Origin of the sequence: Pseudoalteromonas sp. HL-AS1 (assembly GCF_031198785.1) — a bacterium.
GTDB lineage: Bacteria > Pseudomonadota > Gammaproteobacteria > Enterobacterales > Alteromonadaceae > Pseudoalteromonas > Pseudoalteromonas distincta.
The window spans coordinates 1,475,431-1,491,804 of record NZ_CP133569.1; the positions used below are offsets into that span (position 1 = coordinate 1,475,431).

The 16,374-nt window shown below is 39.3% G+C and carries 14 protein-coding genes and 1 riboswitch; of the genes, 7 read left to right on the forward strand and 7 right to left on the reverse strand.

Features of this window, described 5'->3' with window-relative positions; all coding sequences use genetic code 11:
- Positions 1 to 30: 30 nt before the first annotated feature.
- The 3 genes from greA (at position 31) to ribB (ending at position 3,045) form a co-directional block, all read left to right on the forward strand.
- Positions 31 to 507 carry a transcription elongation factor GreA gene (gene greA, locus RB214_RS06975; RefSeq protein ID WP_149592013.1) on the forward strand — a complete coding sequence of 159 codons (477 nt, stop codon included), beginning with the start codon at positions 31 to 33 and terminating at the stop codon, positions 505 to 507.
- A 320-nt stretch (positions 508 to 827) separates the two neighbouring features.
- Positions 828 to 1,886 (forward strand): LD-carboxypeptidase, encoded by a 1,059-nt coding sequence (locus RB214_RS06980; protein ID WP_309168661.1) that lies wholly within the window; start codon positions 828 to 830, stop codon positions 1,884 to 1,886.
- 76 nt (positions 1,887 to 1,962) lie between these two features.
- Positions 1,963 to 2,144, forward strand: a riboswitch (FMN riboswitch).
- A gap of 247 nt (positions 2,145 to 2,391) precedes the next feature.
- Positions 2,392 to 3,045, forward strand: coding sequence for a 3,4-dihydroxy-2-butanone-4-phosphate synthase (gene ribB / locus RB214_RS06985; protein ID WP_309168972.1), 654 nt, complete (start codon positions 2,392 to 2,394; stop codon positions 3,043 to 3,045).
- 80 nt (positions 3,046 to 3,125) lie between these two features.
- Here the strand turns inward: ribB and RB214_RS06990 are convergent, their stop codons facing one another.
- Complete coding sequence (locus RB214_RS06990; RefSeq protein WP_024606134.1) at positions 3,126 to 3,782, reverse strand: nitroreductase family protein; 657 nt, start codon at positions 3,780 to 3,782, stop codon at positions 3,126 to 3,128.
- A gap of 362 nt (positions 3,783 to 4,144) precedes the next feature.
- The gene (locus RB214_RS06995; RefSeq protein WP_290192570.1) at positions 4,145 to 5,170 is read right to left on the reverse strand and encodes a zinc-binding alcohol dehydrogenase family protein; all 1,026 of its coding nucleotides are present in this window, start codon (positions 5,168 to 5,170) and stop codon (positions 4,145 to 4,147) included.
- A 133-nt stretch (positions 5,171 to 5,303) separates the two neighbouring features.
- Here RB214_RS06995 and RB214_RS07000 point away from each other — a divergent pair, with 133 nt between their 5' ends.
- Positions 5,304 to 6,239: a LysR family transcriptional regulator gene (locus tag RB214_RS07000; protein WP_309168662.1), complete on the forward strand. Its 936-nt coding sequence runs from the start codon at positions 5,304 to 5,306 to the stop codon at positions 6,237 to 6,239.
- Positions 6,240 to 6,293: 54 nt separating this feature from the next.
- Here the strand turns inward: RB214_RS07000 and RB214_RS07005 are convergent, their stop codons facing one another.
- The 3 genes from RB214_RS07005 to RB214_RS07015 all read right to left on the reverse strand — a co-directional run bounded on the left by RB214_RS07005 (position 6,294) and on the right by RB214_RS07015 (position 11,747).
- The gene (locus RB214_RS07005) at positions 6,294 to 7,184 is read right to left on the reverse strand and encodes a dienelactone hydrolase family protein (RefSeq protein ID WP_309168663.1); all 891 of its coding nucleotides are present in this window, start codon (positions 7,182 to 7,184) and stop codon (positions 6,294 to 6,296) included.
- A 232-nt stretch (positions 7,185 to 7,416) separates the two neighbouring features.
- Positions 7,417 to 10,566: an efflux RND transporter permease subunit gene (locus RB214_RS07010; RefSeq protein WP_309168664.1), complete on the reverse strand. Its 3,150-nt coding sequence runs from the start codon at positions 10,564 to 10,566 to the stop codon at positions 7,417 to 7,419.
- Positions 10,567 to 10,568: 2 nt separating this feature from the next.
- A complete protein-coding gene (locus tag RB214_RS07015) occupies positions 10,569 to 11,747 on the reverse strand; it encodes an efflux RND transporter periplasmic adaptor subunit (RefSeq protein ID WP_309168665.1) in 1,179 nt (392 codons plus the stop codon).
- A 169-nt stretch (positions 11,748 to 11,916) separates the two neighbouring features.
- Between RB214_RS07015 and RB214_RS07020 the strand changes: the two genes are divergently transcribed.
- Positions 11,917 to 12,180, forward strand: coding sequence for a YkgJ family cysteine cluster protein (locus RB214_RS07020; RefSeq protein ID WP_165742796.1), 264 nt, complete (start codon positions 11,917 to 11,919; stop codon positions 12,178 to 12,180).
- A 204-nt stretch (positions 12,181 to 12,384) separates the two neighbouring features.
- Positions 12,385 to 12,855 carry a hypothetical protein gene (locus RB214_RS07025; RefSeq protein WP_024605895.1) on the forward strand — a complete coding sequence of 157 codons (471 nt, stop codon included), beginning with the start codon at positions 12,385 to 12,387 and terminating at the stop codon, positions 12,853 to 12,855.
- A 120-nt stretch (positions 12,856 to 12,975) separates the two neighbouring features.
- Here RB214_RS07025 and RB214_RS07030 read toward each other — a convergent pair whose 3' ends face one another.
- A complete protein-coding gene (locus RB214_RS07030; protein WP_309168666.1) occupies positions 12,976 to 14,829 on the reverse strand; it encodes a TonB-dependent receptor domain-containing protein in 1,854 nt (617 codons plus the stop codon).
- A gap of 340 nt (positions 14,830 to 15,169) precedes the next feature.
- Between RB214_RS07030 and RB214_RS07035 the strand changes: the two genes are divergently transcribed.
- Entirely contained in the window at positions 15,170 to 15,658 is a 489-nt protein-coding gene (locus RB214_RS07035) for a peptide-methionine (S)-S-oxide reductase (protein ID WP_309168667.1), read from the forward strand.
- A gap of 152 nt (positions 15,659 to 15,810) precedes the next feature.
- Here RB214_RS07035 and RB214_RS07040 read toward each other — a convergent pair whose 3' ends face one another.
- On the reverse strand, positions 15,811 to 16,362 hold the full coding sequence (locus tag RB214_RS07040) for a DUF4136 domain-containing protein (protein ID WP_165742799.1): 552 nt from the start codon (positions 16,360 to 16,362) through the stop codon (positions 15,811 to 15,813).
- Between the last annotated feature and the right edge of the window lie 12 nt (positions 16,363 to 16,374).

Here is a 16,374-nt window from a genome sequence, read left to right on the forward strand (position 1 = left end):
ACTAGGGCCTTGGTGTTAAGTGAGAAAAGTATGCAATCAATTCCGATGACAGTTCGTGGCGCAGATTTACTGCGCAAAGAGCTTAACGAATTAAAAACAGTTACCCGTCCTAAAATCGTAAGTGATATTGCGGTTGCACGTGAACATGGTGACTTAAAAGAAAACGCTGAGTACCACGCTGCGCGTGAGCAACAGGGTTTTTGTGAAGGTCGTATTCAAGAAATTGAAGCAAAGCTTTCAAATGTTCAAATTATCGATGTAACTAAAATGCCAAATACGGGCAAAGTTATTTTTGGCACAACAGTAACTATAGTAAATGTAGATACTGATGCAGAAGTAAAATACCGTATCGTAGGCGATGATGAAGCAGATATTAAAAACAACTTAATTTCTGTTAATTCACCGATTGCACGTGGCTTAATTGGTAAACAAATGGACGACGCAGTGTCTATTCAAACGCCAAAAGGTATCGTTGAGTACGAAATCATTGAAGTTGAGTATCTTTAACGCATAACTCACTTTAACGTTTTAAATAAAAACCGATGTATTTACATCGGTTTTTTTATGCCTTAAATAAATCACTATACTAATAAGAGCGTTCATATTGTATAAAGAGTAAGCATGATGATATAGGTACATAATCACTTTATACCAATCTGCTTATATATGGGGTCTATTTAACGTTAAGAAAATTACGCTAGAACTAGGCAAAAGTTTTTATATCTAGTGTTCTAAATAAAAAACTTTTAACGACGTTATAGTGCAATTTAATTCGTTAAATTGATCAAAGATTTATGCAGGTTGGTATTATTAAAAAGGAACACTCAATGGCTAATATACTTTACCCAGCGCCTTTAAAAGTAGGCTCTAAAATTGCTATTTGCTCGCTTTCATCTGGGCTAAAAGAAAAGTATCACGGACGATTAGATATAGTTATAAATGGACTACAACAACGAGGGTATGATGTTGTTGAAGGCGAGTTTTTACGTCAAAACAAACCACGTGAACAGCTTAATGCTAAAGCGCATGCTAAGCAGCTAATGGGTTTTTTATTAGATGATGAAATAGATGCGATTATGCCGCCAATGGGTGGTGAGCTGGCAATGGAAATACTGCCACTACTTGATTTTAACGCCATTAAAGAAGCAAAGCCTAAGTGGTTAGTTGGTTTTTCTGATGTGAGTACTATTGCATGTGCACTCACTGCTAAGTGCCAATGGGCAACCCTTCACAGCGCCAATCTTATGCAGTTACACCCAGATGAAAAAAATCCGTATAGCCTACAAATATTTGAAACTCTGACCTACGAAGCCGGTAGTAAATTTGAGCAAGGTCCTTCTTCTTTATATCAAAAAAATAAGCCTAATTACGCGCAAAACCCGAACGAACTACTCAGTCCGAGTGAGCCCACAAACTGGCAATGTTTAAACTACACAGATAAACGTACTATAGAAATGTCTGGTCGCTTATTTGGTGGGTGTTTAGATACCGTAGGTTTATTGCTCGACTCGCCATTTTTAGCGCTGCATGAGTTTAAAAAGGACAGTGCGCCCGAAGGGCTTATTTTATACCTCGAAAACTCAGAGCTAACACCCACAACCGTTGCACGATTTTTACTATCATTAAAATTAGCCGGTATATTTGATGACATCAATGGCTTGGTTTTAGGGCGAAGTGAAATAACACAAAGTCATTACGATGCCTTTGACTATCGCCATGCGTTAGATGTAGCGTTAGGTGGGTGTTTATTTCCTGTGATTTTTGATGCAGATGTAGGGCACGTTCAACCTAACTTAAATTTGGTCAATGGTGCTACCTGTACGCTGGTTGCAGATATAAACGAAGGTATTGTGGAGTGCGCATCGTTAAATATTCAACTTTCGTAGTTTTTATTGTGTTTAGTTTTGAAAAACAAATAAATACAAGCGTATAATAGGCTTGCAGTAAGTGCTAACGCTTACTGTAAATTCTCAGGGCGGGGTGAAATTCCCCACCGGCGGTATGTTTAATGTTATTTGTAACTTAAATGAGCCCGCGAGCGCTTTATTTAACTTATTTTTACAGTAATTAGGTTAAGTAAAGGTCAAGCAGATCTGGTGAGATGCCAGAGCCGACGGTTACAGTCCGGATGAAAGAGAATATGGCTTATTATACTAAAACCAATTTTGTTAAAAACATGATCGTTGTATCGCATTAAGTGAACTATTTTCTTAGCGCTATAATTAGTTACTAATTTAATGTTATTGGTATAACAGTGTGCGCTGCATTTTGCTGCGTGCTTTTTGTTATTTTATCTAAGCTATTTTGGTGGTGTTCGCTTTAAATTTTAGGCGATAAATTACTGATCCTTTCACAGTCCTGAATCTATTATTTTTTATTTGGAATATAATGATGATTCAGTCTCTACTTACTCAATTCGGCGAAAGCCATACCCGCGTACAAAGCGCAATTATTGCACTACAGCAAGGGCAAGGCGTACTTGTTGTTGATGATGAAAACCGTGAAAATGAAGGCGACTTTGTATTTTCAGCTGAGCACTTAACGACTTCTCAAATGGCTGAAATGATCCGCGAAGGCAGCGGTATTGTTTGTTTATGCATGGGAGAGGAGCGTATTAACCAGCTCGACTTACCGCAAATGGTAGCTAACAATACGAGTCAAAATAACACCGCTTATACAGTCACTATTGAAGCTAAGCATGGCGTAACAACAGGTGTGTCTGCTGCTGATAGAGTAACTACTATAAAAGCAGCGACAGCGGATAATGCAAAACCAAGTGATTTATCGCGCCCAGGGCATGTATTTGGTTTAAAGGCACAAACGGGTGGCGTATTAGTGCGTCGCGGTCATACCGAAGCATCCGTTGATTTAATGCAACTTGCCGGCTTAAAACCATTTGGCGTAATTTGCGAACTGACAAATCCTGATGGTTCAATGGCGCGCTTACCTGAGGTGAGTGATTATGCTAATAAACATAATATGACCGTGGTTTCTATTGAAGATTTAGTGCAATACATTCAGGCTGCACAGCGCAAAGTAAGTTAAACTGCTTTAAAGCAAAAAAACCACTTATTTAAATAAGTGGTTTTTTAATATTGTTATCATTTAAGTTTATAACGTATTACTTATAAAACCTGAATAACTTGCTCTTTTGCTAAGCGAGATTTAGGTAATTTAGCATTATAATCTTCAGCGCTATCATGATAGCCAAGTACTAATGCGACGTCGCATACGTAACCATCAAGTTCTTTTTCAAAGACTTCGCCAATCAGCTGTGCATCTACGCCTTCCATTGGGGTTGAATCAATGCCTAAACGTGCAGCGGCATGCATAGTGTTACCCAGTGCAATGTAAGTTTGTGCTTTAGTCCACTCTTCATTAACGCCTTGCTCATCAGTATTCATATCAACAAACGCATAAGCACCAAAAGCTTGTTCGCGATTTTCTGCTTTAGTACGGCCATTTTTAATATCTGCATCAATAACTTGTGCGTAGTCATCGCGGGTATATTTAGGATTGTGAGCGAACAATATTATATGCGAAGCTGTTTTAATATGTGGCTGGTTAAACGCAAATTTATTAGCAAATGTACTATGCATACGCTCTTTAGCCTCATCTGATTCAATTACGATGAATTTCCAAGGCTGCGAGTTAATAGATGATGGAGATAGGCGCATAGCTTCGTAAATAACGGCTAAATCGTCTTGAGATACACGTTTCGTTGCATCGTAACGTTTTGCTGTGTAACGCTTTTCTAAGTCATTAATAATAGGGTGAGTCATTAGTTTCTCCATTGAGTAGGTGTTTTACCAGTATTTACTATGTTGAGTCAGTTTTAGTAAAAACAAACCCTTTTAAAAATTTATTACAAAAATAATATCGTGTTTTTAAATCACTCTACTTATTTGATTCAATTGATATCTACGTAAAATAAGGCCTATCAATATAGCTAGGTACGGATAGTAGTGGGTTATTACAATATGATAAACAGGTATATGGTTGAATAATTATCAAATATTATTAGGTAATAGCTTCTTTAATAAATATAAATACACTAATAGCCACCCCGAAATATTGGCTGAAGACACCAATTGCATTGGTGCCTTCAATTAATTCAGGCAGCGCGTGTTTAGTATTTATGGAATTAAAAACCTTCCAACACTATTTTGCCAATAGAGCGACCTTCTTCAAGTTCTGCGTGTGCAATACGCAGGTTAGCCGCATTTATAATGCCTAAATTTTTACCAATCGTTGTTTGAATGTAGCCTTGGTCAATCAAATCGGCAACATGATTTAATAACTTACTTTGCTCAATTAAATCTTTGGCGTTAAACATTGAGCGGGCAAACATAAATTCCCAATGTAGAGATAAACTCTTCATTTTTAATTTACTTACATCGAGTGACTCAGGATCGTCAATCATTGCAATTTTACCAAATGGTGCAAGTACGTCTGTATATGCTTCTAAGTAAGTATCAGTACTGTGCAGGCTTGCTACATGTGTTACCGAGCCAATGTTTAATGCGTCAATTTGAGCGGGTAATGGTTTTGTATGATCAACAACATAATCAGCACCTAGTTTTTTAACCCATGCTTGTGAGCTTTCGCGCGATGCAGTGGCAATCACCGTTGCGCCAGTAATCGCTTTAGCAATTTGAATAAAAATAGAGCCAACGCCGCCTGCGGCACCTGTTACTAAAATAACTTCGTCTGATTTTGTTGTTGCATCAGCAGCTTGTTTTACAATGTTTAAATGCTCAAATAATAATTCGTACGCTGTTATTGCGGTAAGGGGTAATGCAGCAGCTTCAGCATCGTTTAAGCTCTGCGGTTTAAATCCTACAATGCGCTCATCCACTAATTGAAATTCTGCATTACTACCTGGGCGAGTAATATCACCAGCGTAATAAACCGCATCACCGAGTTTAAATGCCGTTACAGCATCGCCGATTGCAACAACTTCACCAACGGCATCCCAACCAATAACTTTTACTTCACCCTCAGCAGGGGGCATAGATGCACGCACTTTGTAATCTACTGGGTTAACTGCAATAGCTTTAACTTTTATAAGTAAATCGCGACCTGTTGCAACTGGCTGTGGTAATTCAACATCAATTAACGATTCAGGGTTAGTAATAGGAAGAGATTTTTTATAACCAATGGCTTTCATAATAAATGTCCTAGTTTGTTTACATATAAGGTGCAAGCCATGCTTTGGCGAGCTGATAGATATATAATAGACCTTGCTTTAACATAGATAAACCGCATAATTGTTGAATCATTATCAAATATAAATAGATAACATGAACATAGAAGATTTAAAACTTATTTTAAAAGTCGCTGAGTTTAGAAGTATTACGCTCGCAGCTGCTAAGTTAGATATGCGTACAGCCACAGCAAGCGCTGCTATTAAACGTGTTGAGTCAGCCCTTGGTAGTGAACTGTTTGTTCGTACAACACGTCATTTGAGGCTATCGGGTGCTGGGGAGCGCTACATACCACAATGTGAGCAGGCTTTGGCAGTACTTGAGCTTGCAAAGCAAAACCTTAAAGGTGAGCACGACGAAATAGAAGGCGAATTGCGTGTTGCCCTTTCATCTGACTTAGGGCGTAACTTAGTGATCCCATGGATTGATGAACTTATGGACACTTATCCAAAGCTAAGTTTAAGAACGCATATAAGTGATAGTAATATCGACTTTTACCGTGACTCAGTTGATATAGCGCTTCGTTATGGCTCGCCTAATGATGCTAGCGTTTATGGTTTCAAAATTTGTAACGTACCGCGCTTGTTATGTGCAACTGACGAGTACCTCTTACGAAATGGGGCTCCTGTGCATCCTGATGATTTAGCATCGCATCAAGGTTTGTTTTATCAGTTGCAGGATATTACAAATAATACGTGGGAATTCACCGATGGTGAGTCAAAATATAAAGTTAAAATGGACGGTAGGCGCGCCTCAAACGATGGCGATTTAGTAAGGCGCTGGTGCGTTGCGGGTAAAGGCTTGGCTGTAAAATCAGCCCTTGATATAGCTGATGATTTACTCAATGACAGGGTGGTTACTGTAATGCAAGATTATCAACATGTTAATGGTGAACTTTGGCTTATTTGCCCAAGTAGGCAATCAATAACTCCGGCGGTGCGTTTACTACGTGATGCATGCAGAGCAAAATCCCAAGCTATTTTGCAGCAGTTGGTAAATAAAGGAATTATTGATAAAAGCGTACTGAGCTAATTAGTCTACTTAATAATGCCACTGGCTTAGAGCTGGTGGCATTTATCGTATTCGCTAACTTAGCTTTTTATTAAAAAACTCAACGGTACGTTGCCATGCAAGCTCGGCATTGCCTTTATCATATCGACCTGTAGAGTCGTTATGAAAACCATGATTTGCCCCTTTATACATATGCATAGTGTATTCAACATTATTAGCTTTTAAATCTTGTTCGTACTGTGGCCATGACGCGTTTACACGTTTATCCAGTTCTCCTAATTGAATCATTAACGGTGCTTTAATATTTTTACGTAAACTTTCACTGGCTGGAGTGCCGTAAAAAGGCACTCCAGCACTAATTAAATTACTATCTACTGCCGCTAAATAATTAACAATGTAGCCGCCAAAACAAAAACCAACAGCGCCTAACTTACCGTTACTGTTAGCATGCGATTTTAAAAAGTGCGCAGCAGCTACAAAATCGTTTTGAATTTTAGCTCTGTCCATAGTTTTTTGCATAGCGCGTCCTTCATCATCGTTACCAGGGTAGCCACCCAGTGGAAAGAGCGCGTCGGGTGCAAATGCAATAAAGCCCACTTTGGCTAAGCGTCTTGCTACATCCTTTACGTATGGGTTTAATCCACGGTTTTCGTGGACCACAAGCACAACTGGAAGCTTACCTTCTACATTTTTAGGGGTTGCTAAGTAACCTTTGCCTTTACCGTGCCCGTCTGGCGAATCAAATTCTTCGTATGTTGCTTTAATATCATCGTCATTAAACGATACTTGTTCAGCCAATGCGTAATTAGGTAATAATGCTGATGTAAGTACAGCCATCGAAAAGCCAAGAGCAGCAAGGCCACCGAGTTTTTTCATAAAAGTACGTCGGTCCATTAAACCGTGGGCGTATTCGTCATACCAATCAAAGGCTTCTTGAGGAATGTGATCAGAGGGAGATGTATTCATGGCTGTTCCTTAATTTTATTATGTCTATTTATTATTTAAATACCATAACGTATTAGGGATAAAAAACGAGCAATATTTCTCTCAATTATTAGGACTGTTGCCAAAGTTATCCTGCGTGTTAAAAAATAAGTAATAGAAGTATTGTTAGCAAATAGGTGAATATTATTTTTAAGCTAAAAATAAAAAGCTCGGCATAATATGCCGAGCTTTTTTGGTTGGGATGTTACTTAATTTAGCTGTGAGTAGGCGCTGGTTGGGCATCTACTAGTGGTGGCTTGCCACGCATTTTACGTACTAATCGTTTAGCATCTTCTAGTGCAACATACTGGCACGGTATAAGTATCAGTGTAATTACTGTGGCAAATAACACACCAAAAGCAAGTGATACAGCCATTGGGATAACAATTTTAGCTTGTAAACTTGTTTCAAAAATAATTGGCATTACACCAATAAAGGTAGTGATTGAGGTAAGTAATATCGCTCTAAAGCGACGAGCACCGGCTTGCATTACAGCATCCTTAATCGCAACGCCTTCAGCGCGTGCTTTGTTTACAAAATCAACCATAACGAGGGAGTCATTTACGACCACACCTGCTACAGCAATAATGCCAAACATCGATAAGCTGCTCATAGTCATACCTAAAATCATATGGCCAAACATCGCGCCAACTACACCAAACGGAATAACCGACATTATAATAAGTGGCTGCGAGTAAGAACGAAGCGGAATCGCTAACAAGGCAAATATAATCATCATTGATATACCAAAGTCACGAAGCTGCTCTGAAGCACTATCCATCTCTTCTTGAATGCGCCCAGCTACATCACTTGTAACGCCAGGGTAGCTTTTAAGTAATGTTGGTAAGTATTCATCACGAATTTCTTCTGCAATAGCAAATGGTTCGGCTTGGTCGGTATTTACCGCAGCCCATACGTTTACAGTGCGTTTAGAGTTTTCGCGGCGAATACGGTTTACACCGTCAACCAGCTTAACTTCGGCTATTTCACTTAGCGGTACTTCAGCGCCAGTAGGCGTAATAATACGCACGCTTGCGATGTCACTAATTGAGTTACGTTCGTCTTCTGGGTAGCGGATCATCACTTTAATTTCTTCGCCTTCACGCAATATTCGCTGCGCTTCTAAGCCGTAGTAACTAAAGCTAACTTGCGACGCTACATCAGCAAGCGTTAAACCCATGCTGTAAGCGAGTGGTTTTAAATCAAGTTGCACTTCGTCGGTAGCGCTTTGCATTGAATCGTTTACGTCGCCAACGCCTTCCATTGTTTGTAATTTAGCTTTTAATTTACCAGCCACTTCTTTTAGCTCGTCAGCATTTTTGCCTTCAAGTTTAAAGCTAACGTCGCCATCATCTCGACCGCCATTCATTATACTGTCTTGAATGGTCATGGTTTTAATGCCTGGTAGGGCAGGCATTTGCTCACGCCATAACGCACTTAGGGCAAAGGTGTCGATAGGGCGTAAATCAGGCTCTACCAAAATGGCCATAATATTTGCTTGCGTTCGCCCGCGCAGACTTACTGATAAATCGCGGATCATCGGTTTACCGTATTGCTCTTGTAGTTGCTGATCGACCTGTAACAACACGCTTTCTATTTTACGTGCGGTTTCAAGCGTTGCTTGCTCAGATGAGGCAAGGTTCATTTCTATATCAATACGTGGAAAGTCGTGCGGTATTTTAGGGTTTGGTACAAACTTAACTAAACCACCTGCAAACATACCTGCGCTTACAATAAGCAAACACATAAAGCCAACAATTACGGTATAGCGGTAGTGAATACAGCGGCTAACAAAAGGAAGGTAGTAGTTATTCACAAAGCCTTTTAAGCTGCTATCAATCACCATACGTAAGCGATGTAATAGATTTTTAGGGTTTGGTTTACGCGGGTTCATTGCTGCAATATGCGCAGGTAAAATTAGTTTTGATTCAATGAGTGAAAAAATCAAACATAAAATAATAACGCCACCAATGGCTTTAGAAAAAGCAGCACCAGGGCCGGTTGCGAGTGTTTGTGGTAAAAATGCCGCAATAGTCGTTAGTACACCAAAGGTCGCTGGCATCGCAACACGTTTAACACCGCGTACTACGTTATCAAGTGTGTGGCCGTATTTTTCTATTTCGGCACTGGCTGACTCGCCCACAACTATGGCGTCATCAACAACAATCCCGAGTACAAGTATAAAGGCAAAAAGAGAGGCTAGGTTAATTGTTACATCTAAAAAGCCAATAGGCATAAACAAAAAGGCGCCCAGAAAAGACACCGGTAAGCCCATCATTACCCAAAATGCTAAGCGTAGCGGTAAAAATAGTGCCAGCACTATCATTACTAACAAGCCACCCCAAATCATGTTATCGACCATCATATCGAGTCGACCTTCAAGGTAGTAAGTTAAATCAACAATAGGAGAGAGCTTAACGCCTGCAGGTAAAAGTGGCTCTTTAGTTGCCATGTAGCTTTTAAGTACTTTTGCTACATCGGTAATGTCTTGATCTTTTGATGCGTTTACTTCAAACGAGAGTGAGTTTTTACCATTGTATTTTGAATATTGTAGACCTTCTTCAAAGCCATCATTAATAGTTGCTACATCGCCTAAATAAATTTGTGCGCCATCAGCAAGGGTAATAAGTGGCAGTTTTTCAAACTCAAAACCACGGTAGGCTTGTTTTTCAACACGCATCGAAATATAACCATTTTCAGAGCGTATTTGCCCCGCAGACATATTTGCCGAAAAGTTTTGCACCGCGCCTGCAATATCTCTAAATGTTAAGCCATATTCGCGCAGTTTATCTGGGCTGACTTCTATACCAATTTCGTATTCTAAGCCGCCGTTAAAATTAACAAGGTTAACGTGAGGCAGTGCTTGTAGCTCGTCTTTTATATCGTTGCCAAGCTCTTTTAACTGGTAGTTACTCATGTCGCCGTAAAGCGCGAGTATCATTACCTCTTGCTCAAACTTATCGCGGCGCACAACAGGGCGCTCCATTCCCGCAGGAAAGGTGTTTATTGAATCAACTTGTACTTTAATTTCATCAAGTACTTCTTGTGGATTGTATTGCTCTTCTATTTCAATCCACGCTTGTGAAAAACCACGGTTAGAGTACGTAATTAGGCGTTTAATGCCTTCAATACCTTCGAGGTTTTCTTCAACTTTTATGGTTATGCCTTCTTCAACCTCTTGCGGGGCTGCACCTGGGTAAACTGCTTGTACGCTTATCCAGTTGCTTTCAAACTGTGGGAACATTTGTTTGCGAATGGTCATCGCCATTAAAATACCGCCCACTAATATAAATATCATTAGTAGGTTGGCTGCAACGGGATTTCGGGCAAACCATGCTATTAACCCTGTTTCACGAGTGTTCATGGTTATTCCTCTTTCAGTGCAAGTTGAGTTACATCAGTTTTATCAGGCGCAATATCTTCAACTTTTACTGCCATACCTTCAGTTGGGTATTCAAGCGCTGAGGTAACAATTTGCTCGCCATTTTTTAACCCTTGGCGGGCTATAATCATGCCGTTTTGTTCGCGTATAATATTGAGGGTTTTAAACGACAATGTTAAATCGTCATTTAAAATTACAATTTTATTATCTTTAACTAAGTGGTGCGCAACAATAATTGCGTTATCAAGCGGGCGACCTTCAATGGTAGCGTTAATGTATGAGCCAAAACGAAGAGGACGTGTTTTATCGCCATAAGGTGTTGCAAGTTGTGCTACCAAATAACTCATGCGGCTTGTTTGATCAACCACACCTTCGGTGCGAATTACTTTGGCTTGCCACATTGTTTGTTTACCTGCGTATTCTGCGTTAAATGTAACATTTGAGCCTACGCCGCCATTTTTTAAATATTGCAGTTCTTGATCGGCAACCGGTAAACGTACCTCTGCAACTGAGGTTGCGCTTAGTGCGCCAAAACTATTACCTGGGTTTACTACTGAACCCAAGCTAATTGTGCGCTCATTAATAATGGCATCATAAGGGGCTTTAATATAAGTACGCTCAAGATTGCGGCTAGCACGCTTAACACTTGCTTGAGCAGAGCGGTAACGCGCTAATTTTTCTGCAAGCTGTGGTTTTCGCAAATAAAGTTCTGATGCAATAGCGTCGCTTGAATCTGACTTAATGCGCTCCCACTCAGCTTGAGCGACATGTGCTTGCGCGCGTTCTATTTCAAGTGCTGAGCTTGCTTGTGCTAAACCTGCTTGTGCTTCAATAAAGTCTGCCTCGTAATCATTTGCATCAATTCGTGCTAAAATATCGCCTTGCTTTACAAACGCGCCTTCAACAAATTGATCTGATACCGAAATAACTTGCCCGCTAACTTGTGCTATTAGCTCGGTACGATACTTTGGTTTAACAATGCCGTACGATTTAACATCGAGCGTTATAGAATCTAAAAGTACGCTTTGTGTTGCTACTAAAGGACGTAAATCTTGCTCTGGCTTTTCTTCGGGTGGTTTTTTCATTGCCATAAAGGCGAAAGCTAAAGCAATACCGCCTGCTAAAACAGCGATTGGGAGTATTATTTGTTTTGTAGTAGCCACAAGGCATTCCTTCATAATTGGTGGTGACAGATTAATAATACGCAATAAAGTGTTTACAAGCTGTTTTAAGATGTAACAAAGCATTACATGTGTGTGTTACAACTTACTATGCGACTAATTAAGTTCCTAAAAAGAAATTAAAGTAAGTGTTTTTTATACCGAGGAAATTATGAAAACCGAATCGATGAATTGCAGGCTAGGCTGCGGCGCATGTTGTATTGCGCCTAGTATTAGTTCGCCTATTCCAGGTATGCCAAATGGTAAAAAAGCCGGAGAGCGCTGTATTCAGCTAGATGAACGTAATTTATGTAAGTTATTTGGTGATGAAAGCCGCCCTAAAGTATGTAGCGATTTTAGCGCCACGCTTGATGTGTGCGGGACAACAAATGCACAAGCTCTAGCGCTTATTACAGAGCTCGAAGAGCTAACTTAATCCTCGTTTTTAATACACATCTATTTACAATATATTATTAATAAAAATCTTCACAAGGTTATTAAAAGCAGTCGTTAATTTATTTGATGGCGAAATATTAGACATATTTAATTTTGTTGCTAATATAGGAAATTGTAAGATACTTTTTATAAATCTCATTTATAGGTGATTTCGTTCAATCTTAATTTTTAAAAGGAAAGAAAAATGAAAAATTTACTTACAGCATTTACATTAGGTGTGACTTTATTAGGTTGTTCAAACTTACCCATTAAAACCGATATTAAAGAAGACCACTTTAGACTCGAAAACTTTAAAAGAGAGCAGGGAGTAGATCTAGAATATGTCCACTTGATGTGCTTTAACAAAAAACCTACACAATGGGCTGAACCAAAGCAGTATATCAGTGGTGAGCATGATTTATGGGTAAAGGCGAGTGTTTCAAACCCTGATGTTTTAAATAGTCAAAAAGAAGCTTTTGTTAATTTTAACGTTAATTTAGATTCTAATAAAAGCTACATGCTAAATAGAAAAAGGGAAGGGGATAAAATATCAATCTGGATACAAGAAGTTGAAACCGGTACGGTTGTTTCGCAGGTTCTTACAGATGAGCTTAGTCGCCCTTTACAAATTGATAATGAGCTAAGAAAAAGACAATGTCGTTCTGGTTCAATATAAGCTGAAATATAAGCTGAGTAATCAAAGCTCTTAATATTTAGTATGCCGTTTATTTTTTGCTAAATATTTATTCAAAGACCTGTTTTAAATAAACAGGTCTTTGAACGTGATAGCTCAATTCTACCAACTATACGTTGCGCTTAACGTATATTGCTCACCTCGCCCTGGTGTACCTGGTATTTCTTCAAACGACTCATCCCATAAGTTATCTGCCGCTAAGGTGATAAATAAATTACTCAACTGTGGCGGGGTTATTTTAAGCGTTAGTTGGGTAAATAACGCGTTGTCACTGCCGTTTCTAAGTGCATTTTTGTGTTGTGTACGCCATTCGTTATCTATTCTAAATTCTAAAATATCAGTTGGGTTGTACACAGCGCCAAGTGTTAAACGGTGATCAGGAAAGTTTAACGCGTAAAAGCTGGCATCAATATCGGCTGCGCCGTAGTTTTCTGATTTATGTAAATACGTGTAGCTTGCTATAAGTTTTGCTGTATCAAAGTGCTTAGTCGCTAAAAACTCAACCCCAGCTGTATCAATATCAACCGGGTTTGCAAAGCGCGCTGATGTTGAATCAAAATTAAAGGTCCAATCGGTTAAGTTATTATCTTTTCGATAAAAAATAGCCGAATTTAACTGCCAGCTTTGTTCTTCAAGCAATAACCCTAACTCTAAGTTTGAAGTGGTTTCGCGCTCAAGATTGTAATTACTTCTAAATAATCCCCCAGAATCGCTGCCGCCAATGGCTGTGTAGCCTGCAACTTGGCTCGCCTGCGCGTATGATAAATAAATAGTTTGCGCTGTGCCGTCACTATTTTGGGTGTTTAAGGTTATATCACCAATAGCTGATACTTCAGCATCATCACGATTTGTATCGTCAAACGCAGCACCTAAACGAAATGTAAGTTGTTTATTATCCTCAAGCGCCATTTTGTATTCAGGCAATACGCTTAATTTATAATACTTACGAGAGGTAAAGTTGTTTTCAAGTGTGGTTGATTCAATCGAGTCATCAATAAATTGTGCAGAGTAATTTATTGCCAGTGCATCACTTTGTGCATGACGACCCGAAAGTCCAAGCGATTTAACTTCACTTTTATGAAAAGCTTCAAATGAACTAGGATTTTCGCGCGAGTAAATATAGTGATCGTCATGGGTACGATAATAAGCAGATACTTCAAAGTTGCTGTTATCAGCGTAGTTTTGCTTGTGATTAAGCATCCAAAGACGGGTTTCTAAATCTTCAGTTTCGTTAACGCCAAAAGGGGTGTACAAGTTAGGCCAGCCAAAAAACTTATCTTGTGAGCCAAAAAACAAATCTGTTTGGCTATGCTCGCTTGCTAATTGCACGCGAGCTGAGGCGCGCGAGAAGTCATGATCGCCATTATCAATGGTGCCATCACTTTGCGAATGAGAATACTCACCTTCAAAGCCCAGAGTATAGTTAGCTAAGCTATCAAGTTGTGTGTTTTTAGCAGCGTGAATACTTTGCAGATTAAAGTCGTTTGTACCAGTACCAAGGGATACACTACCGCCAGTAATAATCGGTTTCCAATCAAACGAAACTGTACCTACAGAGCTATTCATACCGTAAAGTGCGTTATCGGCACCAGTTAAAATATCTGGGCCGGTTAGCATTTGCGGTGCAATGGGTATTTCAGCAAAATAATGGCCAGATTGCGGGTCAAGTAGAGTAGCGCTTCCTACTCTAAAGCCGGTGTTTTCAAAAATCCCACCACGAATAGTTACATCAGCTTGCGCCTCAGCCATATTACGCGATTGAAGGTCAACACGAGGGTCATATTCTAAATTAGAAATAGGTGAGTCGAATGTACCTACTGGCAACTTATTTGCAGTGGGTGAGGCCTCAACCGTTATTTTCTCGATTGGTGACTCATCAGATAGCGTATTAGCATTAGCAAATGCAGTAACGCTGCATAATATTGCAGGTATTATAAGGTGTGGTGTGCGATTCATGTGTTTCTCGTCATTTTTTATTTGTAGCTGCGGTTACAATTAATTTCAAAGCTTATATTTGAGCATGATAAAATAACTAAATGTAACAGCAGTCATTTTGTGCGCGATTGTACATTAATTTGTTAATAACTGCATTTGATAACCATTTACGTAATACCGACTTTATTAAAAACATGGTCATTCTATCGTATTAAATAGCGCACTCACTGCGTTAAAAATTATTTATATAGAACAACTATATGTCATAATTTTCGCCTTGTTATTGCGCTATTTTCTTGGCGCTATAATAGAACACTATTTTAATGCAATCGGTATAATTACTTATTAGGTAACATTTATAATGGATACTAAAGAATATAATACTATTTACTTTGCTGGTGGCTGCCTGTGGGGCGTACAAGAATTTTTAAAGCACTTACCTGGTGTAATAAGTACTGAAGCAGGGCGGGCTAATGGAAAAAATGATAATACACAAGGCGATTACGATGGTTATGCCGAATGCGTAAAGGTCATTTTTGATTTAAAAGTCGTTAGCCTAAATAAGCTGTATGATTACTTTTTTGAAATTATTGACCCATACAGTATCAATAAACAAGGGGATGACGTAGGCCCTAAATACCGCACTGCCATTTATAGCAAAAACCAAAGCCATTTAGACGCAGCTAGCAATTATATAAGCCAGCGAAGTGATGCGGATAAAATTGTGGTAGGAGTAGAGCTGCTAACTAACTACGTGCCAAGCGATCCTGAGCATCAAGACCGTTTAACTAATCATCCTGATGATTACTGCCATATACCGCTTGAGTTATTGCATAAGTATAAATCGTAAATTTAACGCGGTGTTTTTTGTAGACGTGCAGTTTGCTGACGTGACGAGCGTAGCTCGTAATTACTTAAGTCTGTAAGCCCCAAAAACAATCACCCACAAAAAAGCTCACGTACTGTGAGCTCTTTTAAAACTTACTTATAGCTAATTTTAACTTATTGCTGCTTTTGCGGCGGGAAGTTACTTAAAATTTCGCTCACTGTTTTATTAATTGATGCTTCACGTTGTTCTGGCGATTGGTTTTTCTTTAATCGGCCTTCTTTTGCGCCGCGCCATACTAGCTGGTTAGATTCACGATCCACAATATCAATAATCAGTGTGCCCACTTCGTATTCACGCGCGGTTGTATCACGTTGAAAACCAGTACCCCAATAACCCCAATGCGGGCGGTAGTTTACATTAAATGTATCTACTTCAAGCTCTTTATCAACCGATGCATGATAGTTAACAAGTACATCAGCATCTGCTGCATCAACTAAGCTCATACCTAGTGTTTGGCTCAGCTCAGCGTTAACGGCAGTGCGAACACGTTTTTCCATTAGTCCATTAATTTGGTAGTTATTTGTGTCTTTAGTTAGGCTGGCGTTTTCTACCCAAGCAAATGTTTTAAAATTACTAAAGTTGGCTGATTTATCGTAATCCCAATCAGGGGTTTGTGTACAGGCTGTAAGAAGTGCTAGCGCTGCAACAATAAGTATATTTTTCATTACGTTTGCTCC

Bases quoted from the DNA above. Each gene is read 5' to 3' on its own strand.
- RB214_RS07025 (WP_024605895.1), top strand. From the start codon at position 12,385: ATGAAAAATTTACTTACAGCATTTACATTAGGTGTGACTTTATTAGGT.
- RB214_RS07040 (WP_165742799.1), bottom strand. From the start codon at position 16,362: ATGAAAAATATACTTATTGTTGCAGCGCTAGCACTTCTTACAGCCTGT.
- RB214_RS07005 (WP_309168663.1), bottom strand. From the start codon at position 7,184: ATGAATACATCTCCCTCTGATCACATTCCTCAAGAAGCCTTTGATTGG.
- RB214_RS07035 (WP_309168667.1), top strand. From the start codon at position 15,170: ATGGATACTAAAGAATATAATACTATTTACTTTGCTGGTGGCTGCCTG.
- greA (WP_149592013.1), top strand. From the start codon at position 31: ATGCAATCAATTCCGATGACAGTTCGTGGCGCAGATTTACTGCGCAAA.
- ribB (WP_309168972.1), top strand. From the start codon at position 2,392: ATGATTCAGTCTCTACTTACTCAATTCGGCGAAAGCCATACCCGCGTA.
- RB214_RS06980 (WP_309168661.1), top strand. From the start codon at position 828: ATGGCTAATATACTTTACCCAGCGCCTTTAAAAGTAGGCTCTAAAATT.
- RB214_RS06995 (WP_290192570.1), bottom strand. From the start codon at position 5,170: ATGAAAGCCATTGGTTATAAAAAATCTCTTCCTATTACTAACCCTGAA.
- RB214_RS07000 (WP_309168662.1), top strand. From the start codon at position 5,304: ATGAACATAGAAGATTTAAAACTTATTTTAAAAGTCGCTGAGTTTAGA.
- RB214_RS06990 (WP_024606134.1), bottom strand. From the start codon at position 3,782: ATGACTCACCCTATTATTAATGACTTAGAAAAGCGTTACACAGCAAAA.
- RB214_RS07030 (WP_309168666.1), bottom strand. From the start codon at position 14,829: ATGAATCGCACACCACACCTTATAATACCTGCAATATTATGCAGCGTT.
- RB214_RS07010 (WP_309168664.1), bottom strand. From the start codon at position 10,566: ATGAACACTCGTGAAACAGGGTTAATAGCATGGTTTGCCCGAAATCCC.
- RB214_RS07020 (WP_165742796.1), top strand. From the start codon at position 11,917: ATGAAAACCGAATCGATGAATTGCAGGCTAGGCTGCGGCGCATGTTGT.